The organism is Streptantibioticus cattleyicolor NRRL 8057 = DSM 46488 (genome assembly GCF_000240165.1).
Classification (GTDB): domain Bacteria; phylum Actinomycetota; class Actinomycetes; order Streptomycetales; family Streptomycetaceae; genus Streptantibioticus; species Streptantibioticus cattleyicolor.
Genome location: NC_017586.1, coordinates 3,630,168 through 3,654,097, shown reverse-complemented (window position 1 = coordinate 3,654,097; position 23,930 = coordinate 3,630,168). Strand labels below are relative to the sequence as shown.

The following is a 23,930-nucleotide window of genomic DNA, read 5'->3' as shown; positions in this document are numbered from 1 at the left end:
GGGCGGGAGTCCGCCGGGGCACCTCGATCCTGCAAGGCCTGCGGGGCGGACGGGGCCGGGGAGTGGCCGGGCAGCCGGGGCGGCCGTTGGGCCGGAGCCAGGGAACCGCCAGGCAACCGGGGGCCGGAACCAGGGGCAGCTGGGCCGGCCGAGGCCCCCCAATGGGCCAGGGCCCACCGGGAGCACCCCAACCCGCGACACCGGCGGGGTGGCGTTGGGCCAGGGAACGGCCGGGCAACGCGGGGGGCGGGGATCCACCGGGGGCACCTCGCCCGGGGGCGGCCGGCCGGCGGGGGCGGGACCCGGGCTTTGGCTCAGCGCCCAGCGGTCACGCTCCGAAGCCCTTCGCCCCACCCTTCCTCTTCGCCCCCGCCAGCAGATGCGCCGGCACCAGGTCCCGGGCCGGTTCGCTGTAGCCGACCGAGACGATCTTGTCGCCGCGGTAGGTGAAGCTGGTCAGGCTCGCCAGGGTGCACTGGCGCTTGCGCGGGTCGTGCCACAGGCGGCGGCGTTCGACGAAGCTGCGGACGATCCAGATGGGCAGTTGGTGGCTGACGCAGACCGCCTCGTGGCCGCGGGCCGCGTCGCGGGCGGCGCCGAGCGCCGCCATCATCCGGACCACCTGCTCGATGTAGGGCTCACCCCAGCTCGGCCGGAACGGATTGGTCAGGTGCCGCCAGTTGCCCGGCTTGCGCAGCGCCCCGTCGCCCACGCCGAACGTCTTGCCCTCGAAGACGTTCTCCGCCTCGATCAGCCGCTCGTCCGAGGCCACCTCCAGCCCGTGCGCCTTGGCGATCGGCGCCGCGGTCTCCTGGGCCCGTTCCAGCGGGGAGGCGACCACGTACCGGATGTCGCGGTCGGCGAGGTGTTCGGCGACGCGTTCGGCCATCTGGCGGCCGAGTTCGGACAGGTGGTAGCCGGGCAGCCGCCCGTAGAGCACGCCGGTGGGGTTCTCCACCTCACCGTGGCGCATCAGGTGGACGACGGTCAGCTCGTTGTCGCCCGCGGTCATCGGCCCTCCTCCGCCTGGGCGGCGGCCTTGGCGGCGGCCGGGAGCGCCGCGGCGATCCGTTCGACCGCCGCGTCGTCGTGGGCGGTGGAGACGAACCACGACTCGAAGGCCGACGGCGGCAGGTAGACGCCCTGCGCCAGCATCGAGTGGAAGAACGGGGTGAAACGGTACGCCTCGGCCGCCTTGGCCCCGGCGTAGTCGGTCACCGGCGCCTCGGTGAAGAAGACCGAGAACATGTTGCCCGCCGTCTGCACCCGGTGGGCCACGCCCTCCTTGGTGAGCGCCTCACCCACCAGCCGGGAGACCTCCGCCGCGACCCGGTCGACGGTGGCGTACGCCGCGTCGTCCAGCAGCCGCAGCTGGGCGACGCCGGCCGCGGTGGCCACCGGGTTACCGGAGAGCGTCCCCGCCTGGTAGACCGGCCCGGCCGGGGCGAGCTGGGCCATCACGTCGGCCCGGCCGCCGAACGCCGCCGCCGGGAAGCCGCCGCCCATCACCTTGCCGAAGGTCATCAGATCGGGGGTCACCCCGTCGATCCCGTACCAGCCAGCCCTGGAGACCCGGAAGCCGGTCATGACCTCGTCGGAGATGTAGAGCGCGCCGTACTCCCGGCACAGGTCGGCCAGCCCCTGGTTGAAGCCGGGCAGCGGCGGCACCACGCCCATGTTGCCGGCCGACGCCTCGGTGATCACGCAGGCGATCTCCCCGGGGTGGGCGGCGAACGCCTCCCGCACCGCCGCCAGGTCGTTGTAGGGCAGCACGATGGTGTCGCCCGCCTGCGCCCCGGTCACCCCGGGGGTGTCCGGCAGCGCGAAGGTGGCCACCCCGGAACCGGCGGCGGCCAGCAGCGCGTCCACATGACCGTGGTAGCACCCGGCGAACTTGACCACCTTCGAGCGGCCGGTGTAGCCGCGGGCCAGCCGGATCGCCGACATCGTCGCCTCGGTGCCCGACGAGACCAGCCGCACCTGCTCCACCGGGGCCACCCGGGCCGTGATCTCCTCGGCCAGCTCCACCTCACCGGCGCCCGGGGTGCCGAAGGAGGTGCCGCGGGCCACCGCCGCCTGCACCGCCTCGGTGACCACCGGGTGGGCGTGCCCGAGGATCATCGGACCCCACGAGCACACCAAATCCACATATTCACGGCCATCCGCATCGGTAAGGTACGGACCCTTACCGGACACCATGAACCGCGGCGTTCCACCCACGGCACGGAAGGCCCGTACCGGAGAGTTCACGCCACCCGGGGTCACGGCGGCGGCCCGGTCGTAGAGACTCTGCGAAACTGGGGCTTCAAACGGGAAACGATTGCTCACATATACATGGTCTCATCAGCCTCGGACGTTTCGTGGGGGCGGGCGTCGGGGAAAGGCGTTGCGTGATCAGGTCTCGACCCTGCATCTGAGACGATGATCGGGTTGCGCGGTTGGGACTGCGAATGGTCGGGTAGTGAAATGCAGCCAGGTGGCGAACTGGGCGAAGGGGCGGGCGACCACAACCCCGAGCACGCCCGCCCCACCGGCAGGAGACGCCGACCCGCACGGGCCGGGCGTCCGCGAGCCGCAGAGGGTGGAAACAGGGGTGGCCGAGTGGGGGTGACCTACAAGTACTTCGGCGCGCCCGACGGCGCCACGGCGGCCCGCGTGCCGATCTCCATGCGCCCCGAGGAACTCGGCGGTGACGAGCTCGGCAACGGCATGTTCACCAAGGTCAAACCGGAAACCATGGCGGCGATGGTGCTCACCGGCATCCAGGGGATACCGCTGGCGAAGGTCCCGCCGCTGGAACTGGTCGTCCTCCACCCCGACTACGCGGTCGTCAAACTCCCGTCCAACGTCGTCGAACCGCTGCGCAAGGCCGGCGAGGAGGAATTGGGCGCCGCCGCCTTCATCTGGTCCACCGTTCCCGACCGCCGGGGACCGCGGGACGCCTTCGTGATCTACCGGATGCTCCACGAATGGCAGGACTTCGCGCAGCGCTGCTACGAGACCGGTCATCAGATGTACTGCCTGGTGTGGCCGTAACGATCCGCCGCCGTACGGCCGTTGACGCGCCGGCCCACCCCCCTGCCGCAAGGCGTACGGCAGGGGGCGCGGCGCGTCGTTCCGCAGCCCGGGAGCGAGGCGCGAAGGACGCGGTCGGGAGGGTCGGCCGCAGCCATCGTTGACGAACGCCACCGCGGAATCACACACATGTGAGGATTGTCCGCCCGATGGCGCAAACACCGTGACCCGCTTGGCCCCGCCGCCGGTGACCGGCGCGGTTAGGGTGCACCCAACACTCGACGCCGGAGGAGACGGGACACCATGAGCACCACCCGCACCGCAGTGGTCACCGGAGCGAGCAGCGGCATCGGGGCCGCCACCGCCAGGCGGCTGGCCGAGGCCGGCTACCGGGTGGTGCTCGCCGCGCGCCGCGCCGACCGCATCGAGGCGCTCGCCGCCGAACTGACCGCGGTCGGCCACCAGGCGGTGGCCCGCGCGCTGGACGTCACCGACCGGGCCGCGGTGGACGAGTTCGCGGCCGGCCTCGACCGCTGCGACGTGCTGGTCAACAACGCCGGCGGCGCGTTGGGCATCGACCCGGTGGCCACCGCCGACCCGGCCGACTGGCGCACCATGTACGAGGTCAACGTGCTCGGGGTGCTCAACGTCACCCAGGCCCTGCTGCCCGCGCTCACCGCCGCCGGCGCGGACGGACGGGCGGCGGACAATGCGGCGCGCAGCGCCTCCGTTGAGGGTGGTGGCGGGCGACGGGCGGCGGACAATGCGGCGCGCAGCGCCTCCGTTGAGGGTGGTGGCGGGCGACGGGCGGGCGACGTGGTGGTCATGTCGTCCACCGCGGGGCTCGCCACCTACGAGGGCGGCGGCGGTTACGTGGCGGCCAAGCACGGCGCCCACGTCATCGCCGAGACGCTCCGGCTGGAGCTGTGCGGGCAGCCGGTACGGGTGATCGAGATCGCCCCCGGGATGGTGCGCACCGAGGAGTTCGCGCTCACCCGGTTCCGCGGCGACCAGGAGCGGGCGGCGGCCGTCTACGCGGGCGTGGCCGAGCCGCTGAGCGCCGACGACGTGGCCGACACCGTGGTGTGGGCGGTGACCCGCCCCGCCCACGTCAACATCGACCTGCTGGTGGTCCGTCCGCGCGCCCAGGCGTCCAACTACAAGGTGCACCGCGAGAGCTGACGGTGTGTCAGCCCTTGACGCAGACCACCTGCTTCAGCTTGGCCACCACCTCGACCAGGTCCCGCTGCTGCTCCACCACGTGCTCGATGGGCTTGTAGGCGCCGGGGATCTCGTCGACCACCCCGGAGTCCTTGCGGCACTCCACGCCCCGGGTCTGCTCGGCGAGGTCGGCCTCGGTGAAGCGCCGCTTGGCCGCGTTCCGGCTCATCCGGCGGCCGGCGCCGTGCGAGGCGGAGTTGAACGAGGCGGGGTTGCCCAGTCCGCGCACGATGTAGGAGCCGGTGCCCATGGAGCCGGGGATGATGCCCAGGTCCCCGGCGCCGGCCCGGATCGCGCCCTTGCGGGTCACCAGCAGCTCGACACCGTCGTAACGTTCTTCACTGACGTAATTGTGGTGGCAGGAGATCACCGGCTCGAAGGTCACGGCGGCCTTCTTGAACTCCTTGCGGATCACGTCCTGGAAGAGCGCCATCATCAGCGCCCGGTTGTGCCGGGCGTACTCCTGCGCCCAGAACAGGTCGCGCCGGTAGGCGGCCATCTGCGGGGTGCCGGCCAGGAAGACCGCCAGGTCCCGGTCGACCAGGCCCTGGTTGTGCGGCAGCCGCTGCGCCTCGCCGATGTGGTACTCGGCCAGCTCCTTGCCGATGTTGCGCGAGCCGGAGTGGAGCATCAGCCACACCGCCCCCTCGGTGTCCAGGCACACCTCGATGAAGTGGTTGCCCGAGCCCAGGGTGCCCAGCTGCTTGGCGGCCCGTTCCTGACGGGGGTGGACGGCGGACGCCAGCGCGTCGAAGCGCCGCCAGAACTCCTCCCACCCGGCGGCCGGGAAGCCGTGCAGCCCCCGCGGGTCGACCGGGTCGTCGTGCATCCCGCGGCCCACCGGGATCGTCCGCTCGATCCGCGACCGCAGCCGGGACAGGTCACCGGGCAGGTCGTTCGCGGTCAGCGAGGTCTTCACCGCGCTCATCCCGCACCCGATGTCCACCCCGACCGCGGCCGGGCAGACCGCGTCCCGCATGGCGATCACCGAGCCGACGGTGGCCCCCTTGCCGTAGTGCACGTCGGGCATCACGGCCAGCCCCTCGATCCACGGCAGCGTGGCGGTGTCGCGCAGTTGCCGCAGCGCCACGTCCTCCACCGAGGCCGGGTCGGTCCACATCCGGATCGGCACCCGGCCGCCGGAGACCACGTAAGGTGCGGACTCATCCGCGGACATCGGCATTCTCCCCCTCCAACAGGCGAACGACAGGCAGACGGACGGACGTTTCGGACAACAGTGAATTCCCCGGGAATCCGGGCGAAAAGAGAATGACGGGCCAACCGCCGCAATCACTTCACGCGACCGGCGACGACGCCGGTGTCTGCGGTAGACATTGTGTCCACCGGCCGCCCGGCGGCGGCAACATGTTTTCGAAAGGGGCCAGGTCAGTGGAGCCAAGGCGGGCGCCCGGACGGCAGACGGCGCGGGCCCTGACCAAAGGCGCGCTCGCGGGGGTGCTCTCACTCACCGCGCTCGGCGCGCTCGGCGGATGTTCCGGCTCGACGGGCTCCGGTGGCGGCACCGACAGCGCCGGGCAGGGCGCGCACGGCACGCAGAGTTCCCCCGTGCCGCCGGGGAAGTTCAGCGGGCTGCCCGAGCCGTGCGGCACCGTCGGCGGCCAGACGCTCCACGCCCTGCTGCCGCACTCCTCGGACTACTCCGGCGACGCCGCGGTGACCTACGACACCGACCGCCGGGTCGGCTGCCGCTGGAGCGGCCCGGTGGCCGACGGCAACCGCTTCCTCACCATCGACCTGGAACGGGTGGTCTCCTACGACCCGGCGGTCAGCGACGACGACCGGGCCGCCCAGCAGTACGCCCAGCGGGCCACCGCCGCCCACGTCCCCGTGGACACCCCGACCACCGCCCCGTCCTCGCCGACCGGCCGCCCCACCGCCACCCCGGGGTCCACCCCGAGCGGTTCGAGGCCGCGGACCGAGGAGAGTTCGGCCACACCGGCCACCCCGTCCGCCACCGGCTCCGCCGACCCCACCGACTCGGCCGATCCCACCGACTCCGGACCGGGTGGCGCGGACGACACCAGCGCGCCGCGCAGGCTCGACGGCATCGGCGACGCCGCCTTCCTCACCGATGTGCTCACCACCCGCGACTCCGGCGTCCACCGCGATGTCACCGTGGTCTTCCAGGACGCCAACGTCCTGGTCACCGTGGTCTTCTCGCAGTGGTCCGGGCAGAAGTCGGTGCTGCCGCCCAGCGCCGACCTGCAGACCGGGGCGGCCCAGGTGGCGCGGGAGATCGACGACAAGATCGACGAATGAGCTGAGTGAAGCCCTGCCCAACGGCACGTATTGTGGCGCTTTGTGTCTGCGGCCGGGACGGTCGCGCGTCACGCACCAACCGCCCCACGACGACAGAGGAACCGATGCACAGCTCAGCCCAGCGACTCGCCCGACTGCTCGCCTGCGCGACCGTACCGGTGGCGCTCCTGACGGCATGCTCCTCGGGCTCCGGCAGCGCTCACGACGCGTCCAAGGGCGCCTCCGGGGCGCCGTCCGCCCCCTCGTCCTCCCCCACCGCGAGCCTGCCCGCGGACAAGTACGCCGCGCTGCCCGACGCGTGCAAGGCGATCTCCCAGGACACCGTCAAGCAGATGGTGCCCAGCGCCAAGGACGCCTCCGGCAAGGCCGTCACCTCATCCGACCCCAAGACCCGCGGCGGCTGCTCCTGGACCGGTCTGGACGGCTACCAGTTCCGCTTCCTCGACGACTCCCTCCAGCGCTTCGACTCCATCCCGGGCGCCGCCTCCGGCGAGGACCAGGCGAAGAACGCCTACCGGCTCGCCGTGCAGAACGTCGACAAGCCCTCCGGCGCCAAGACCGGCCAGGTCTCCGGACTCGGTGACGAGGCCACCCTGCTCACCTGGGACGCCACCAAGGACGACACCGACTACCACTACGCGACCGTGGTGGTGCGCAGCGCCAACGCCGTGGTCACCGTGGATTTCTCCGGCGCCGGCCTGGAGGGCGACGACAAGCCCAAGGCCGACGAGATGAACCAGGACGCCCAGGACGCCGCCAAGCAGGCCGTCGCCTCCCTCGCCGCCGCCAAGGCCACCCCCTCCGCCTCCGCCTCGGCCCCCGCCAAGTCCAAGCCGTCCGCCTCCGCCTCCAGCCACTGACGGACCCGCGACGACGACGAAGGCCGTCCCCCCCTCGCGGGGGGACGGCCTTCGTCGTCACGTCATCCGGCTCAGCCGGTGGCCAGCAGCTTGCGCACCCGGTCGGCGCCAACCGCGAGCAGCAGCGTGGGCAGCCGCGGACCGGTGTCCCGGCCCACCAGCAGCTGGTACAGCAGGGCGAAGAACGACCGCTGCGCCGCCTTGAGTTCGGGGGTGGGCTTGGCGTCCGGCGTCAGCCCGGCCTGCACCTTGGGCACGCCGTAGACCAAGGTGGTCAGCCCGTCCAGCGACCAGTGCTCGTCCAACCCCTCGACCAGCAGCTTGAGCGCCTCGCGGTCGGTGTCGCCGAGCGCCGCCAGCGTCTCGCGGTCCGGCTCGGTACGCACCCGGGTGCGCTGGTCCTCCTCGACGTGGGTGGAGACCCACGCCGACGCCTTGTCCAGCCGCGGCCGGGTCTCCTCCAGCGAGGAGACCGGGTCCTCGATGGTGAAGTCGCGCAGGATGCGCAGCGTCTGCTCCTCGTCGCCGGTGGTGATGTCGACCACCGAGGCGAGCGTGCGGTACGGGAGCTTGCGCGGCGTGGTGGGCAGCTCACCGGCGGCGGTGCGGGCGGCCCGGGAGTGCACGGCCACGTCCACCGGGGCGGCGGTGCCCGACTCGATCTTGCGCTCCAGCGCGTCCCACTCGTCGTAGGTGCGGCTGATCTCCTGGTCGAAGGAGATGTTGAACGCCTGGTTGGGCCGGCGGCGGGCGTACAGCCAGCGCAGCAGCTGCGGCTCCATGATCCGCAGCGCGTCCTCGGCGGTCGGCACGCCACCCTTGGAGCTGGACATCTTGGCCATGCCGCTGATGCCCACGAAGGCGTACATCGGGCCGATCGGCGGCTCGGCGCCGAAGATCTCGCGCACCAGCTGCTGGCCGACCATCCACGACGAACCCGGCGACTGGTGGTCCACGCCGGAGGGCTCGAACATCACGCCCTTGAAGGCCCAGCGCATCGGCCAGTCGACCTTCCACACCAGCTTGCCCCGGTCGAACTCGGCGAGGCGCACCGTCTCGGCGTGGCCGCACACGCAGGTGTACGCCAGCTCGGTGGTCTCCTCGTCGTAGGAGGTGACGGTGGTCAGGTCGCGGTCGCAGACGGCGCAGTAGGGCTTGTACGGGTAGTAGTCGGCGGCGGTGCCGGTCTCCTCGTCGTCCTGCTCCTCGGCCTGCTTCTTCTTGGTGCGGTAGCGGCCGAGCACCTCGTCGATGCGGTGGCGCTCGCGCATGGCCAGCAGGACGCGGTCCCGGTAGGTGCCCGCGGTGTACTGCTCGGTCTGGCTGATCTCGGTGACCTCGACGCCCAGCTCGGCCAGGGCGGCGCGGAACGGTGCCTTGAAGTGGTCGGACCAGCTCGCGTACGGGGACCCGGCCGGGGCCGGCACCGAGGTCAGCGGCTTGCCGATGTGGTCGGCGTAGGACGGGTCGTAGCCGGCCGGCACCTTGCGGTAACGGTCGAAGTCGTCCCAGGACAGGATGTGCTCGCAGTCGATGCCGCGCCGCTTGATCTCGTCGGCGACCAGGTGCGGGACCATGATCTCGCGCAGGTTGCCCAGGTGGATCGGGCCGGACGGGCTGATCCCCGAGGCACAGATGATTTTCTGGCCGGGCGCCCGCCGTTCCGCCTCCGCGATGACCTCATCCGCGAAACGGGCGACCCAGTCGGCCTCGGTGCTGGCAGCCACAGTCTCTACTTCCTTCCTTGGATCCCTATCAAGGCAGGGCACCCCTCGATTGTCCCATCCCCGGACGGTGTCCGGACGCCACCGGCCGTGGGCCCGGGCGGGCCGTGGGTGGCATGGGATACTCGGGGGGATCAGACCCTTCCCCTCGACTGGAACGGCAATCCATGACCTCGGTCCCCTCGCTCACCGCCTCGCTCCAGCAGCGCGTCTCCGCGGCCCTGGCCGCGGCGAGCCCCTCGGCGGCCGGCGCCGACCCGCTGCTGCGACGTAGCGACCGGGCGGACTTCCAGGCCAACGGGGTGCTGGGGATCGCCAAGAAGGCCAAGGCCAACCCGCGGGAGCTGGCCGCCGAGGTGGTCGGGCACCTGCCGGCCGACGACGTCCTCGCCGAGGTCGAGGTCTCCGGCCCCGGCTTCCTCAACCTGACCGTGGCCGACGCCGCGATCACCACCCGGCTCGCCGCCCGCGCCGCCGACGACCGGCTGGGCGTGGCCGTCAAGGCCGAGCCGGGGCGCACCGTGATCGACTACGCGCAGCCCAACGTGGCCAAGGAGATGCACGTCGGCCACCTGCGCTCCTCGGTGATCGGCGACGCCATCGCCAAGATCCTGGAGTTCTCCGGCGAGACGGTGGTCCGCCGCCACCACATCGGCGACTGGGGCACCCAGTTCGGGATGCTCATCCAGTACCTGATCGAGCACCCGCACGAGCTGGACCACCCCGCCGACAGCGACAGCGGCGAGGGCGCCATGTCCCGGCTGAACCGGCTGTACAAGGCGTCCCGCGCGGTCTTCGACGCCGACCCGGAGTTCAAGGAGCGGGCCCGCCGCCGGGTGGTCGACCTCCAGGCCGGCGACCCGGAGACGCTGGCGCTGTGGCACAAGATCGTCGACGAGTCGAAGATCTACTTCAACTCGGTCTACGACAAGCTCGACATCGCCATCCGCGACGAGGACATCGTCGGCGAGAGCGCCTACAACGACATGCTCGTCGAGACCTGCGAGCTGCTGGAGAAGTCCGGCGTCGCGGTCCGCTCCAACGGCGCGCTGTGCGTCTTCTTCGACGACATCAAGGGCAAGGACGGCGAGCCGGTCCCGCTGATCGTGCGCAAGGCCGACGGCGGCTTCGGCTACGCGGCCACCGACCTGTCGGCGATCCGCAACCGCACCGGCGAACTGGCCGCCGACACCCTGCTGTACGTGGTCGACGCCCGCCAGGCGCTCCACTTCCGGATGGTCTTCGCCACCGCCCGGCGGGCCGGCTGGCTCACCGACGAGGTCACCGTGCGCCACCTGCCGTTCGGCACCGTGCTCGGCAAGGACGGCCGGCCGTTCAAGACCCGCGAGGGCGAGAGCTTCCGCCTGGTCGACCTGCTGGACGAGGCGGTGGAGCGGGCCGCCGCGGTGATCCGCGCCAAGAGCCAGGAGCTGACCGACGCCGAGGTCGCCGAGCGCGCCGCCGAGGTGGGCATCGGCGCCATCAAGTACGCCGACCTGTCGACCTCCCTCGGCCGGGACTACGTCTTCGACCTGGACCGGATGGTCTCGCTCAACGGCGACACCAGCGTCTACCTCCAGTACGCCTACGCCCGCATCCGCTCGATCCTGCGCAAGGCCGGCGAGGCGCGTCCGGTGGCCCACCCCGAGCTGCCGCTGGCCCCGGCCGAGCGGACCCTGGGGCTGCTGCTGGACGAGTTCGGCGAGACGCTCGCCGCGGTCGCCGAGAGCTACGAGCCGCACAAGCTGGCGTCGTACCTGTACGCGCTGGCGTCGGCGTACACCACCTTCTACGACCAGTGCCCGGTGCTGAAGGCGGAGTCGCCGCAGCTCGTGGAGAACCGGCTGTTCCTCTGCGACCTCACCGCCCGTACGCTGCACCAAGGGATGGCGCTGCTCGGCATCCGGACGCCCGAGCGGCTCTAAGAAGGTTTCTCAGGCCCCCCGGATACCGTTCCGGGGGGCTTGTCCGCGTACTTGGGCCCTTGCGCAAGTGGCGAACCAAAAGCCCGGACCGATCGTCTTCCCACCAGGAAGTCGTGGAGACAAGGGTGTGAACATGACAGGCAGCCATGGCGCAGTGACCGGGGGGCGGGACGGACGGCAGGGCGGCAGCCGCCGCCGCGACGACCGCGAATCCGGCCGCCGTGCCGCGCGGCAGCGTGACCCGCAGCCACCCGCGCGCGGTCGCAAGCGCAAACGACGGGGCCGCAAGGCCGCGGTGATCACCTTGTCGGTCGCCGTACTGCTGGTGGCCGGGGTGGGCGCGGTCTACCTCAAGCTCAACGGCAACATCAAGACCTTCGACGGCAAGGGCCTGAGCAAGGACCGCCCGATGGACACCGCGGGCCAGAACATCCTGCTCATCGGGTCGGACTCGCGCGCCAACGGCAACGACGCGCTCGGCGGCGCCGCCGGCGACGTCGCCCACTCCGACACCACCATCCTGCTGCACGTCTACTCCGACGGGAAGCACGCGGTCGGCGTCTCCATACCCCGTGACTCCCTGGTCGACATCCCGCCCTGCCTGCTGCCGGACGGCAAGTGGACCGCCGAGCAGCCCTCGGCGATGTTCAACTCCGCCTTCACGCAGGGCAATTCCACCGTCGGCAACCCCGCGTGCACCCAGAACACGGTGGAGAAGCTGACCGGGCTGCGGGTGGACCACACCATGGTGGTCGACTTCAAGGGGTTCGCCGCGATGACCTCCGCCGTGAACGGCGTCGAGGTCTGCGTGCCCAACAACATCTACCAGGGCGACATGAACCCCAACCTCGGCCACCGGGGCTCCCTGGTCCTGCCCAAGGGCGAGCAGAACGTCTCCGGCCAGAAGGCGCTGGACTACGTACGGCTGCGGCACGGCATCGGCGACAACTCCGACATCGGCCGGATGAAGCGCCAGCAGGCGTTCCTCTCCCAGCTGATCAAGAAGGTCAAGGGCCAGGGGCTCAGCCCCACCACCCTGCTGCCGCTGGCCGACGCGGCCACCAAGTCGATGACCGTCGACCCCGGCCTCGGCTCCGCGGAGAAGCTGATGTCCTTCGCCATGTCGATGAAGGACATCGACCTGCACAACATCCAGTTCATCACCGCCCCCTGGCGTTACCTCGGCAAGCGCGTGGCCCTGGTCCACCCCGACGTCGACACGTTGTGGGCCACCCTGCGCGCCGACCGCACGCTCGACGGCAAGGACGCCAGCGGCGGCAAGAAGAAGCCCTCCGCGTCCGCCTCCACCGCCCAGGCCGACGCCCACGTCGACGGCTCCGGCACCGCCGTCGCCGTCTACAACGGCACCTTCACCACCGGCCTGGCCGGCAAGGCCGCCGAGAAGCTGCGCGGCGCCGACTTCACCGTCACCGGCACCGGCGACGCCCACACCCGCGACCACGCCGTCACCGAGGTCCAGTACGGCGCCGGCCGGCTGGCAGCCGCCCAGAACCTCGCCAAGCTCTTCCCCGGCGCCCAGCTGCGGCAGACCGCCACCTCCGGGATCAACCTCGTGGTCGGCCAGGACTACGCCCAGCAGGCCGGCACCAGCGACACCGGCGGCACGCCGTCCTCCGCCCCGCCCAGCGCGCTCCCGGCCGACGATGCCAAGCAGGCCCGCTCCGCCGACGAGAACCCCTGCTCCAACATCTCCTACGGCTGACCGGCGCCGGCCCGGCCCACCGCCGACCGGCGCGCCAGCAGCAACGCCCCCGCGTACGCCGCCAGCACCCCCGCCAGCAGCAGGTGGTAGAGGACCGGCAGCGGACGCATCCCCAGCGCCCCGGCCAGCGGCGACAGCGGCAGCAGCAGCCCGGCGGCGGCCAGCACGGCCGCCGCCAGCCGCACCGGACGCGGCACCCGCCCGCGTCCGGTGCGCAGCATCAGCATCACCAGCCCCTGCGTCATCAGGTTCTCGGTGAACCACCCGGTGTGGAAGGCCTGTTCACCCCCGGCCACCGCCGAGAGCACCGCGAAGGTGGCCACGTCCGCCGCCGAGTTGAGCAGCCCGAAGACGGCCACGTACCGGGTGAACGCGCGCGGGCGCAGCAGCAGCGGACGACGGCACATCGCCGGATCCGGGCGGTCCACCGCGAACGACGCCTGCGCCGCGTCGAAGCACAGGTTCTGCACCAGCACCTGCGCCGGCAGCATCGGCAGGAACGGCACCAGCACCCCGGCCACCAGCATCGACAGCACGTTGCCCAGGTTGGAGGAGACCGCCACCCGCAGATACGTGGCGATGTTGGCGGTGCTGCGCCGGCCCAGCCCCACCGCCAGATCGATCGCGGTCAGGTCCTTCTCCGCCAGCACCACGTCGGCCGCCTGCCGGGTGACGTCCACCGCGCCGCGCGGGCACAGCCCGACGTCGGCCGCGTGCAGCGCCGGCACGTCGTTGACCCCGTCGCCCAGGAAGCCCACCGTGCGCCCGGCGCGGCGCAGCGCGCCGACGATCCGCGCCTTGTGCGCCGGGGTGCACCGGGCGAAGACGGTGGTGGCGGTCGCCACCTCGGCCAGCGCCGCGTCGTCCAGCGCGTCGATCCGCTCCCCGGTGACCACCTCGCCCGGGTCGAGCCCCAGGTCACGGCAGGCCCGGGCGGCGGTGCCGGGGTGGTCGCCGGTGAGCACGGTGACCTTGACCCCGCGGCGGGCGAGCGCGGCCAGCGCCGCGGCGGCGGTGGGCGCGGGGGTGTCCCTGATCCCCACGAGTCCGGTGAAGGTCAGCCCGCGCTCGTCGGCCGGGGTGTAGCGGCGGGCCCGGGCCGCCCGGTCGGCGGTGGCCACCGCCAGCAGTCGCAGCCCCTGCCCGGCCAGCTGTTCGGCGAGGCCCAGCACCCGCGCCCGCGCCCGCGCGTCCATCACGCAGCGCTCCACCACGTCCTCGACCGCGCCCTTGACCACCAGCGTGTGGCGGCCGGGCCGGGCCGGCACCGTCACCACCGCGGTGGCCAGCCGGCGCACCGGGTCGAACGGGATCACCTCGACCCCGGCCGCCTCGCCGACGTCCTCGGCCGCCCGCCAGATCGCCTCGTCCAGCGGATCCGGCACCGGCAGCTCGGCCAGCCGCACCGTCCACAGGCTGTTGACGGCCGCCCAGCGCAGCACCGCCGGATCCGGCCGCCCGTCCGGGCCCAGCGAGCACTCCACACTGAGCGTCTCCTGGGTGAGCGTGCCGGTCTTGTCGGTGCACAGCACGTCCATCGCGCCCAGGTCGTGCAGGGCGGGCAGCCGCCGCAGGATCACCCGGCCCCGGCGCGCCAGCTCGGTCGCGCCGCGCACCAGCGCCGTGGTCACCACCACCGGCAGCATCTCCGGGGTGAGCCCCACCGCCACCGCCACCGCGAACGGCCAGATCTCCAGCCCCCGGCCGCGCATCAGCGCCCCGGTGGCCAGCACCAGCGGCGCGGCCAGCAGCATGAACCGGATCAGCGTCCACGAGATGCTGTTGACGCAGGCGTCGAAGGCCCCCGACCGCCTGCCCTCCGGCGGCTGCGCCGCGGCGAACCGGGTGTCCGCGCCGGTCGCCGTCACCACACCGGTACCGGTGCCGGCCACCACGCTGGTCCCGGCGAAACACAACTGCGGCTGCTCGAACAGCGACACCCCGCCGGCGGGCGCCCCGGCCGGCACGTACTTGGGCACCGGCGCCGACTCCCCGGTCAGCGCCGCCTGGTGGACGGTGAGCCCGTCGGCCCGCAGCAGCCGCAGATCGGCCGGGACGAGGTCACCGGGGCCCAGCCGCACCACGTCCCCCGGCACCACCTGCTCCACCGGCACCTCACGGGCGAGCGGCGCCGCCCCCTCGGCGGCCCGCCGCTGCACCGTCGAGGTGCCCGCCACCAGCTCCCGCAGCGCCGCCGCCGACCGGTCCGCCCGGTACTCCCCCGCCGACCGCAGCACACAACTGACCGCCACCAGCGTGCCGATGACCGCCGCGGTGCCCCACGCGCCCACCGCCGCCGAGACCACCCCGAGCACCAGCAGCACCGCGGTGAACGGATCACGCGCGGTACGCAGCAGCCGCCGTGCCCAGGAGGCCGGGCGGGCCGCCGCCACCGTGTTCTCGCCGTACCGGGCCAGCCGCTCGGCCGCCTCCGACTCCAGCAGCCCGCGCGGCCGGGAATCCAGCCGCCGCAGCACCTCCAACGGGGTGAGCCCGGCGTCCGGCGGCACCTTGGGCCCGCCCGGCTCCGCGGCGCTACGCGCCGAGGCCACGCAGGCGCTCCGGCCGCCCGGAACGGCGATCGGCGAGCTGGCCGACCATCAGCCGCACGATGGTCACCACGTCGGGGTCGTCCACCAGGTACACCTGCCGCCGCCCCTCGCGCCGGGAGCGCACCAGACCGGCCAGCTTCAACTTGGCCAGATGCTGGCTGACCGCCGGCAACGCGCCACCGACCCGCTCGGCGAGCCCGGTCACGTCGCACTCGCCCTGCGCCAGCACCCACACGATGTGCAGCCGGGCCGGTGAGGCGAGCAGCCCGAACGCGGCGGCGGCTTCCTGCAACAGATCGGCGGGCGGATCGGCGAACTCCGCGCCCCCTGATGAGGCCACCGTCCACCCTCCCGTCCGCGTCACCCGGCCCTGCAAAGACCCCCAGTCTACGGGTTCGCCCGCGCTTGCGGTCAGCCATTGCTCCGTGGCCGGGTTCGCCCGTTTCAGGGCGCCGGGGTTGCCCCGTCGGCCCCGTGGTGGCGGGGGTAACCCCGGATCCCCGCGGCGCCCGGGCCGCCGCCAGCCTTGCGTGATGACCGGTTCGCCCGGTTCGGGGTGCCGGGGTGCCTCCGGCGGGCGCGGGTTGGTGGGTGGGTGGTGGGGTTTTGGTCTGGTTCGGCACGGGGTGGGCTTCGCCTATGCCCGGTATGGGGTCGGGGCGCGCCGGGGGTGACTCCTCGCTCCCCGTATCCGCCACGGTTGCGCTCCGGCTGCTGGGTCGCTGCGGGGACACCCCCGACACACCCCCTCCCGCCGTCGCGCGGGTGCCTCTCTTCGCGGGAGAGGGTGAGATAGGAGGTTGGGGTCACCCCGATCTTTTTCTCACCCACCCCGTGCCGCAGCGCGGAACGCAACAGAACGGGGGCGTGCAGGGGTGTCCTCGCAGCGACCCAGCAGCCGGAGCGCAACCGTGGCGGATACGCGGAGCGAGGAGTCACCCCGGAGGGCCCCCGGGAACCCAGGCAGACAGTGCGCACCCCGCGCTATGCGAATACAGCCACGGGTGGGCGGGGGGAACATCAGTGACGCCAATCACGACGAAGCGGAATCGGGCGCACCCCGAGGAGTCCGTGGCTGACGCCAGCGTGAGCGCTACCCCTCTGGGAGCGCCCGCAGCAATTCGTCCAGGCATGCCGACCTCACGCGGACCGCCAACTCCCGCGCCCGTGCGGCAGGTTCCCGCGCCCCGACGCGGTCCCCGAGCCGCAGTCGGGCGACCGCGGCGCGAGCCAGTGCCACGGCGCGGGCCCGCACCTGCGCCGGGCGCAGTTTCTCGACGGCCAGCAGCAGCGAGGCCGCCGCCTGCTGGTGGTCGCCGAGGTCCAGGTGGCAGCTGCCGGCCTGGGCGTGGATGTCGCCCTCCGCCGGTTCGGCCAGCGCCGGCGGGTCGTCCGGGCCGCGTCCGCGGATGCACAGTTCGGCGGCGAGCCCGAGCGCGCGCAGCGCCTCGCGGCGCCGGCCGAGCTTGGCGTGGCCGCGCGCCTCCCAGGTGAGCAGCAGCACGTGGAGCGCCGGCGCGTCCAGTTCCGCGGTGCGTTCCCGGCCGGTGCGGGCCGCCTCCACGGTCGCCTGCGGACGGCCCACCGCGTAGGCGCTCACCGCCAGGTGCGCCAGGATGCCGGCGCCGGTCCGGGTGTCCCCGCCGGCGTGCGCGACCCGCAGTCCGGCCGCCATCAGCCGCTGGCCGGGGCCCGGCCGACCGGCGTCCAGTTGGTACCAGCCCGCCTGCCCGGCCGCGTCGGCGGCCACCACCGCCAGCCGCTGCCCGGCCTCCGGCCCGTACTGCCCGTTGCGCAACAGGCCCACCACGACGGCGAGATGGGCGGTGCCGGCCTGGGCGAGGCCGCCGCCGCCGTACTCGCCGTCCATCCGGCGCAGCAGATCGGTGGTGGCCTGGAGCTGGTCCAGCAGTTCCGGCGGCACCTCCACCCCGGCCGGCCCCTTGCTGACCAGTCGGCCGGGGGGCGCGGTGGCCCATCGGCGGGCCACCGCGGCCACGTCCGGCGGACGCGGACCGGCGCCGGGGCCGCTGGCAGCCGCGGTCGCCTCGGCCAGCGCCGCCACCGCCTGCTCGGCCGTCCACTGCCCCTCCGGCTCCGCGCGCCGCCCCTCGACGGCCGACGGGCCGGGCTGCGCCGGGACCACCGCGCTGCGCGGTACCGGGCGGCGCCGCGGCACCCGCACCAGATCCGCCGGCACCGCCAGCCCGTCCAGGAAGTCCACGATCCGGTCGATGCTGGTCAGCCGGCGCGCCCCGGACTCCAGCATGGACAAGAACCCCTGGCTGAGCCCGGTCAGCTGGGCCACGTCCTCCTGCCGTATCGAACCGCGCTGCCGTACCAGGCGGCTGACCTGGCCGAAGTTCCAGGCGGCCAGCGCCTCCCTGACCTCCGGGTCGGCCCACACCCGGGGCGGCACCCGCGGGGTGCCCTCGGCCGGCGGGAGCGCGGCCCGGGCGCAGGCCCCGCAGTGCTCGTCGGTGTTGTACGCGCTGAGCAGGCAGCCGCACCGGTTGCACCGGCGGCTGCCACGCGCGATCGGCTCGGCAAGGGCCGGCGACTTCGCCGTCGTCGTCATCGCGCTGCGCTCCTCCAGCCACGGGCGTACGTCACGCGCTTCCCCCGTCGAACGTCCTTACAACTCCCGTACTGTAAAGGTGAGTTGACGTATTCCGTTAACGGGGTGGCCGGATGTCACCCGCCCTCGCGGCGGCCGGTGGCGGTTTCCCGCCGACCCCCACGGCGCGTGGACGCACAAAAGGGCGGACGGGCCGGCCGTGCGTACCCACGGCCTTGCCCGTCCGCCCTCACATCGGGGAACCGGGAGGTTCCCTCACTCCCCGCGACGCAACCGCAGCGCCGCCTCGGTCGCCCAGTAGGTCAGCACCATGCCCGCGCCGGCCCGCCGGATCCCGGTCAGCGTCTCCATGATCGCCCGGTCCCGGTCGATCCAGCCGTTGGCCGCCGCCGCCTCCACCATCGCGTACTCGCCGGAGATCTGGTACGCCGCCACCGGCACGTCCACCGCGTCGGCGATCTGCCGCAGAATGTCCAGATACGGCAGGGCGGGCTTGACCATCACCATGTCGGCGCCCTCGGCCAGGTCCAGCTCCAGCTCGCGCAGCGACTCGCGCGCATTGGCCGGATCCTGCTGGTACGTCTTACGGTCCCCGCGCAGCGAGGAGTTGACCGCCTCGCGGAACGGGCCGTAGAACGCCGACGCGTACTTGGCGGTGTACGCCAGGATCGACACGTCCTGGTGGCCGGCGGCGTCCAGCGCGGCGCGGACCACCCGTACCTGGCCGTCCATCATGCCGCTGGGGCCCACCACGTGCACCCCCGCGTCCGCCTGGACCCGGGCCATCTGCGCGTACCGCTCCAGCGTGGCGTCGTTGTCCACCCGGCCGCGCTCGTCCAGCACCCCGCAGTGACCGTGGTCGGTGAACTCGTCCAGACACAGATCGGACATGATCACCAGGTCGTCGCCGACCTCGGCCTTCACGTCCCTGATCGCCACCTGGAGGATGCCGTCCGGGTCGGTGCCCTGGGAGCCGGTCGCGTCCTTGTGCAGCGGCACCCCGAAGAGCATGATGCCGCCCACCCCGGCCGCCACCGCCTCGGCCGCCGCCTTGCGCAGCGAGTCCCGGGTGTGCTGGTACACCCCCGGCATCGAACCGATGGCCACCGGCTCGTCGATGCCCTCCCGCACGAAGGCGGGCAGGATCAGATCGGCCGGGTGCAGCCGCGTCTCCGCCACCATCCGGCGCATCGCCGGGGTGGTCCGCAGCCGCCGCGGCCGGACCACCGGTGCTTCGTTCCCACTCATCCGCGGGCCCTCCTCCGTGCGCCGGGACGGCGCTCACTGGGCCGGGTCACCGGGTCGCCGGCCTCCACCGCCGCCGCCCGGCGCGCCCGGCCGAAGTCTGCCAGCGCCTCGGCGAGCGCGTGCACCGACGGCTCCGGCGCCATCACGTCCACCCGCAGCCCGTGCTCCTCGGCCGTCTTCGCGGTGGCCGGGCCGATGCAGGCGATCACCGTGACGTTGTGCGGCTTGCCGGCGATGCCGACCAGGTTGCGCACCGTACTCGAAGAGGTGAACAGCACGGCGTCGAACCCGCCGCCCTTGATCGCCTCCCGGGTCTCGGCCGGCGGCGGCGAGGCGCGCACCGTCCGGTACGCGGTCACGTCGTCCACCTCCCAGCCCAGCTCGATCAGGCCGGCCACCAGCGTCTCGGTGGCGATGTCGGCGCGCGGCAGGAACACCCGGTCGATCGGGTCGAACACCGGGTCGTACGGCGGCCAGTCCTCCAGCAGCCCGGCCGCCGACTGCTCACCGGAGGGCACCAGGTCCGGCTTGACGCCGAAGTCCACCAGCGCCTTGGCGGTCTGCTCGCCGACCGCGGCCACCTTGATCCCGGCGAACGCCCGGGCGTCCAGCCCGTACTCCTCGAACTTCTCCCGCACCGCCTTGACGGCGTTGACCGAGGTGAAGGCGATCCACTCGTACCGCCCGGTCACCAGACCCTTGACCGCCCGCTCCATCTGCTGCGGGGTACGCGGCGGCTCCACCGCGATGGTCGGCACCTCGTGCGGCACCGCGCCGTAGGAACGCAGCTGGTCGGAGAGGGAGGCGGCCTGCTCCTTGGTGCGCGGCACCAGCACCCGCCAGCCGAACAGCGGCTTGGTCTCGAACCACGACAGGTGGTCGCGGTCGGCCAGCGCCCGCTCCCCGACCACGGCTATCGCCGCCTGCCCCGGCTCGGCGGCCGGCAACGCCTTGGTGGCCTTCAGCTCGGCGGCGATCGTGGCCAGCGTGGCGGTCCAGGTCCGCTGCCGGGTCGTGGTGCCCGCCACCGTGACGGTCAGCAAGGTGTCCGGCTTGCGGCCGGCCGCGATCAGCTCGGCCGCGTGTCCGGCCACCGCCTCCAGCGTGGTGCTGACCACCAGGGTCGCGTCGGAGGCGCCCGCCTCCGCCCAGCAGCGCGCGTCCGCCGTCGTGCCGTCCAGGAACCGCACGTCACCGCCGATCGGCACCCCCGCGTACGCGGGCACCCCGACGGCGTTGGCGATACCCGGCACCACCTCGAACGGGATACCGGCCTTGGCGCAGGCCAGCATCTCCTCGGCGGCGCCGCCGTCCAGCCCGGGGTCGCCGGCGACCGCGCGGACCACCCGCTTGCCGTTGCTCGCGGACGCCATGACAAGCTTGGAGGCGTGCGCGGCGGCGCCCGAGGTGCCGTCCAGCGCGGTCAGTTCCGGTGCCTCCGTCGCGGCGGGCGCGTGCCTGCGCACCACGTCGAGCACCCGCGGGTCGGCGACCAGCACATCCGCGTCGGCCAGCGCCTCCACGGCGCGCAGTGTCAACAGCCCGGGGTCACCGGGCCCGGCACCCAGGAAGGTGACGTGCCCTGCGGCAGGCTTGTGCGTGGCGGTGGGGCTCATCGTGCTCGCTCCCCCATCAGACCGGACGCGCCCTTGGCCAGCATGTCCTCGGCGAGCCAGCGGCCCAGCGCCGCGGCCTCGTCCAGGGATGCCGACAGGGTGCCGGTGGCGGACATCTGCACCAGCTCGCTGCCGTCGGTCGTGCCGACGACACCGCGCAGGCGCAGCTCGGTTACGGACTCGTCGTCCCCGTCACCGGGGACCCCCGGCTCGGCCAGCGCGCCCACCGGGGCGGAACAGCCGGCCTCCAGGGCGGCGAGCAGGGATCGCTCGGCGGTCACGGCGGCCCGGGTCACCGGGTCGTCGAGCTCGCCGAGCAGCGCCGCCAGCCCCGCGTCACCCGCGGCGCATTCGACGGCCAGCGCTCCCTGGCCGGGAGCGGGCAGCACCTCGTCGGTGGCCAGGTACTCGGTGACCACGTCCAGCCGGCCCAGCCGGCTCAGCCCGGCCGCCGCCAGCACCACGGCGTCCAGCTCACCGGAGGTGACGTACCCGATCCGGGTGTCGACGTTGCCGCGGATCGGCACGGTCTCGATACGCCGGCCCAGCGCCCGCGCCCACGCGTTGAGCTGGGCCATCCGGCGCGGCGAGCCGGTACCGACCCGGGCGCCCTCCGGCAGCCCGGCGAAGGTCAGCCCGTCCCTGGCCACCAGCGCGTCCCGGGGGTCCTCACGGACCGGGACGGCGGCCAGCAGCAGCCCCTTCGGGGCGGCGGTCGGCAGGTCCTTCAACGAGTGGACGGCGAAGTCGATCTCCCCGGCCAGCAGCGCCTCGCGCAGCGCCGAGACGAACACCCCGGTGCCGCCGATCTGCGCCAGCGCCTCCCGGGAGGTGTCGCCGTAGGTGGTGATCTCCACCAGCTCCACCGGGCGGCCGGTCACCCGGGCCACCTGGTCGGCGACCATGCCCGACTGGGCCATCGCCAGCTTGCTGCGCCGAGTGCCCAGCCGCAGCGCCTGCGCGCTGCGCGTCGCGGTCATTTCTTGCCTCGATTCGAGTCTTGCGTGCCCACGGAATCGGCCCGGCTCACGGCGGCCACCGCCTGCGGGTCGAGGTCGAACAGTTCACGCAGCGCGTCGGCGTACCCGGCGCCGCCGGGTTCCCCCGCGAGCTGCTTGACCCGCACGGTGGGCGCGTGCAGGAGCTTGTCGACGACCCGGCGCACGGTCTGGGTGATCTCCGCGCGCTCCTTGTCGTCCAGATCGGGGAGGCGGCCGTCCAGCCGGGCCAGCTCCGCGCTGACCACGTCGGCCGCCATGGTGCGCAGCGCCACCACGGTCGGGGTGATCCGGGCCGCCCGCTGGGCCGCGCCGAACGCGGTGACCTCGGCGGCCACGATCCGGCGCACCGCGTCCACGTCGGCGGCCATCGGGGCGTCCGCGGAGGCCGCGGCGAGGTCCTCGATGTCCACCAGGTGGGCGCCGGGCAGCTCGTGCACGGCACCGTCCACGTCCCGCGGCATCGCCAGGTCCAGCAGGCCCAGCGGACCGGCGGCGGCACGCTGCGCCAGCGCCGCGGTGACCGTCTCGGCGTCCAGCACCAGGCCGGTCGCGCCGGTGCACGAGACCACCACGTCGGCGGCGGCCAGCTCGTGCGGCACGGCGGAGAACGGCACCGCGCGTCCGCCCAGCGACTGCGCCAGCCGCTCGGCGCGCTCCAGCGTGCGGTTGGCCACCACCAGCTCGCTCACCCCGGCGCGCGCCAGCGTCGCCGCCGCCAGCGACGACATCGAGCCCGCGCCCACCACCAGGGCACGCTTGCCGGGCAGCTCACCGGTGACCCGGGTCAGCTCGGCCAGCCCGAAGGTGACCAGCGACTGCCCGGCCTTGTCGATCCCGGTCTCGCTGTGCGCCCGCTTGCCCACCCGCAGCGCCTGCTGGAACAGGTCGTTGAGGTTGCGTCCCGCGGTGTGCAGCTCCTGGCCGAGCCCGAGCGCGTCCTTGATCTGGCCGAGGATCTGGCCCTCGCCCACCACCATGGAGTCCAGCCCGCACGCCACCGAGAACAGGTGGTGCACCGCCCGGTCCTCGTAGTGGACGTACAGGTGCGGGGTCAGCTCCTCCAGCGCGACGCCGCTGTGCAGCGCGAGCAGCGTGGACAGCTCGGCGACGCCGGCGTGGAACTTGTCCACCTCGGCGTAGAGCTCGATGCGGTTGCAGGTGCCCAGCACCGCGGCCTCGGCGGCCGGTTCGGCGGCCAGCGTGTCCTGGAGCAGCTTGGCCTTGGCGTCCGTGGTCAGCGCGGCGCGCTCCAGGACGCTCACGGGTGCGCTGCGGTGACTGAGCCCGACGACGAGCAGACTCATGCCGGCATCACGGCGGGCAGGTCCCCGTCAGGTCCAGGGCGCTCGTCCCCCGCGGGCCGGGCGGCGGGGGCGCCGTCGGCCTTCGGCAGCGGGCGGCGGGTGGCGGCGACCGCGCCGTCGAGTTCCTCACCGGCCTTGCGCTGCTCGTGGAAGGCGAGGATCTGCAGCTCTATCGACAGGTCGACCTTGCGGACGTCGACGCCGTCCGGCACCGCGAGCACGGTCGGGGCGAAGTTGAGGATCGAGGTGACCCCGGCGGCCACCAGCCGGTCGCACACCTCCTGGGCGGCGCCGGCCGGGGTGGCGATCACGCCGATCGACACCTGGTTGTCGGCGACGATCGCCTCCAGCTCGTCGGTGTGGCGCACCGGCAGCCCGGCCACCATCCGCCCGGAGAGCGCCGGGTCCGCGTCTATCAGCGCCGCGACCCGGAAGCCGCGGGAGGCGAAACCGCCGTAGTTGGCGAGCGCCGCGCCGAGGTTACCGATACCGACGATCACCACGGGCCAGTCCTGGGTCAGGCCGAGCTCACGGGAGATCTGGTACACGAGGTACTCGACGTCGTACCCGACGCCCCGGGTGCCGTACGACCCGAGGTAGCTGAAGTCCTTGCGCAGCTTCGCGGAGTTGACCCCCGCCGCGGCGGCGAGTTCCTCCGAGGAGACCGTGGGTACGGACCGCTCCGACAGAGCGGTGAGCGCCCGCAGGTACAGCGGAAGCCTGGCGACGGTGGCCTCGGGGATCCCTCGGCTCCGGGTCGCCGGTCGGTGAGTTCGGCCAGTTGCCACGATGCTCCTGCGGGTAGAGCTGGGCTGCGGGCGACCACCGTTGGGACCGCCCCGTCCATGCCAGGCTATGTCTTTGTGAACGCGTGCACAAAGAT

At 73.2% G+C, this 23,930-nt stretch carries 18 protein-coding genes; 6 read left to right on the top strand and 12 right to left on the bottom strand.

The features are described from left to right. Window positions 1-328 precede the first annotated feature (328 nt). Complete coding sequence (locus SCATT_RS16220) at window positions 329-1,012, bottom strand: histidine phosphatase family protein (protein ID WP_014144162.1); 684 nt, start codon at window positions 1,010-1,012, stop codon at window positions 329-331. Next, on the bottom strand, window positions 1,009-2,328 hold the full coding sequence (gene hemL / locus SCATT_RS16215; RefSeq protein ID WP_065762370.1) for a glutamate-1-semialdehyde 2,1-aminomutase: 1,320 nt from the start codon (window positions 2,326-2,328) through the stop codon (window positions 1,009-1,011). The genes SCATT_RS16220 and hemL overlap by 4 nt, the downstream gene beginning before the upstream one ends. A gap of 138 nt (window positions 2,329-2,466) precedes the next feature. On the opposite strand from hemL, the gene SCATT_RS16210 reads away from it, so the two are divergent. Beyond that, complete coding sequence (locus SCATT_RS16210) at window positions 2,467-3,036, top strand: hypothetical protein (protein WP_202446686.1); 570 nt, start codon at window positions 2,467-2,469, stop codon at window positions 3,034-3,036. A gap of 282 nt (window positions 3,037-3,318) precedes the next feature. Further along, window positions 3,319-4,197 (top strand): SDR family NAD(P)-dependent oxidoreductase, encoded by an 879-nt coding sequence (locus tag SCATT_RS16205; protein WP_014144159.1) that lies wholly within the window; start codon window positions 3,319-3,321, stop codon window positions 4,195-4,197. A gap of 7 nt (window positions 4,198-4,204) precedes the next feature. On the opposite strand, the gene SCATT_RS16200 is transcribed toward SCATT_RS16205, so the two are convergent. Continuing rightward, window positions 4,205-5,413, bottom strand: a complete 1,209-nt coding sequence (locus tag SCATT_RS16200) for an RtcB family protein (RefSeq protein WP_014144158.1) — start codon at window positions 5,411-5,413, stop codon at window positions 4,205-4,207. Between the two features lie 278 nt (window positions 5,414-5,691). On the opposite strand from SCATT_RS16200, the gene SCATT_RS16195 reads away from it, so the two are divergent. After that, complete coding sequence (locus SCATT_RS16195) at window positions 5,692-6,516, top strand: hypothetical protein (RefSeq protein WP_014628174.1); 825 nt, start codon at window positions 5,692-5,694, stop codon at window positions 6,514-6,516. A gap of 104 nt (window positions 6,517-6,620) precedes the next feature. Continuing rightward, complete coding sequence (locus tag SCATT_RS16190) at window positions 6,621-7,376, top strand: hypothetical protein (protein WP_014144156.1); 756 nt, start codon at window positions 6,621-6,623, stop codon at window positions 7,374-7,376. A gap of 71 nt (window positions 7,377-7,447) precedes the next feature. Here SCATT_RS16190 and lysS read toward each other — a convergent pair whose 3' ends face one another. Next, window positions 7,448-9,103: a lysine--tRNA ligase gene (gene lysS / locus SCATT_RS16185; RefSeq protein WP_014144155.1), complete on the bottom strand. Its 1,656-nt coding sequence runs from the start codon at window positions 9,101-9,103 to the stop codon at window positions 7,448-7,450. Between the two features lie 164 nt (window positions 9,104-9,267). On the opposite strand from lysS, the gene argS reads away from it, so the two are divergent. Continuing rightward, complete coding sequence (argS, locus tag SCATT_RS16180) at window positions 9,268-11,025, top strand: arginine--tRNA ligase (protein WP_014144154.1); 1,758 nt, start codon at window positions 9,268-9,270, stop codon at window positions 11,023-11,025. A 133-nt stretch (window positions 11,026-11,158) separates the two neighbouring features. Continuing rightward, entirely contained in the window at window positions 11,159-12,748 is a 1,590-nt protein-coding gene (locus SCATT_RS16175) for an LCP family protein (protein ID WP_078590764.1), read from the top strand. On the opposite strand, the gene mgtA is transcribed toward SCATT_RS16175, so the two are convergent. The 8 genes from mgtA to SCATT_RS16135 all read right to left on the bottom strand — a co-directional run bounded on the left by mgtA (window position 12,739) and on the right by SCATT_RS16135 (window position 23,835). Then, entirely contained in the window at window positions 12,739-15,300 is a 2,562-nt protein-coding gene (gene mgtA, locus SCATT_RS16170) for a magnesium-translocating P-type ATPase (protein WP_014144152.1), read from the bottom strand. The two genes, SCATT_RS16175 and mgtA, sit on opposite strands and share 10 nt — an antisense overlap. After that, window positions 15,284-15,640 carry an ArsR/SmtB family transcription factor gene (locus tag SCATT_RS16165; RefSeq protein ID WP_014144151.1) on the bottom strand — a complete coding sequence of 119 codons (357 nt, stop codon included), beginning with the start codon at window positions 15,638-15,640 and terminating at the stop codon, window positions 15,284-15,286. The genes mgtA and SCATT_RS16165 overlap by 17 nt, the downstream gene beginning before the upstream one ends. 753 nt (window positions 15,641-16,393) lie before the next feature. Next, window positions 16,394-17,878 (bottom strand): helix-turn-helix domain-containing protein, encoded by a 1,485-nt coding sequence (locus SCATT_RS16160; RefSeq protein ID WP_014144150.1) that lies wholly within the window; start codon window positions 17,876-17,878, stop codon window positions 16,394-16,396. Window positions 17,879-18,133: 255 nt separating this feature from the next. Then, window positions 18,134-19,126: a porphobilinogen synthase gene (gene hemB, locus SCATT_RS16155; protein ID WP_014144149.1), complete on the bottom strand. Its 993-nt coding sequence runs from the start codon at window positions 19,124-19,126 to the stop codon at window positions 18,134-18,136. Continuing rightward, complete coding sequence (locus SCATT_RS16150) at window positions 19,123-20,742, bottom strand: bifunctional uroporphyrinogen-III C-methyltransferase/uroporphyrinogen-III synthase (protein WP_014144148.1); 1,620 nt, start codon at window positions 20,740-20,742, stop codon at window positions 19,123-19,125. The genes hemB and SCATT_RS16150 overlap by 4 nt, the downstream gene beginning before the upstream one ends. Beyond that, the gene (gene hemC, locus SCATT_RS16145; RefSeq protein ID WP_014144147.1) at window positions 20,739-21,722 is read right to left on the bottom strand and encodes a hydroxymethylbilane synthase; all 984 of its coding nucleotides are present in this window, start codon (window positions 21,720-21,722) and stop codon (window positions 20,739-20,741) included. Before hemC ends, SCATT_RS16150 begins: the two co-directional genes overlap by 4 nt. Then, window positions 21,719-23,047 carry a glutamyl-tRNA reductase gene (locus SCATT_RS16140; protein ID WP_014144146.1) on the bottom strand — a complete coding sequence of 443 codons (1,329 nt, stop codon included), beginning with the start codon at window positions 23,045-23,047 and terminating at the stop codon, window positions 21,719-21,721. The genes hemC and SCATT_RS16140 overlap by 4 nt, the downstream gene beginning before the upstream one ends. Further along, window positions 23,044-23,835, bottom strand: coding sequence for a redox-sensing transcriptional repressor Rex (locus SCATT_RS16135; protein WP_014144145.1), 792 nt, complete (start codon window positions 23,833-23,835; stop codon window positions 23,044-23,046). The genes SCATT_RS16140 and SCATT_RS16135 overlap by 4 nt, the downstream gene beginning before the upstream one ends. Between the last annotated feature and the right edge of the window lie 95 nt (window positions 23,836-23,930).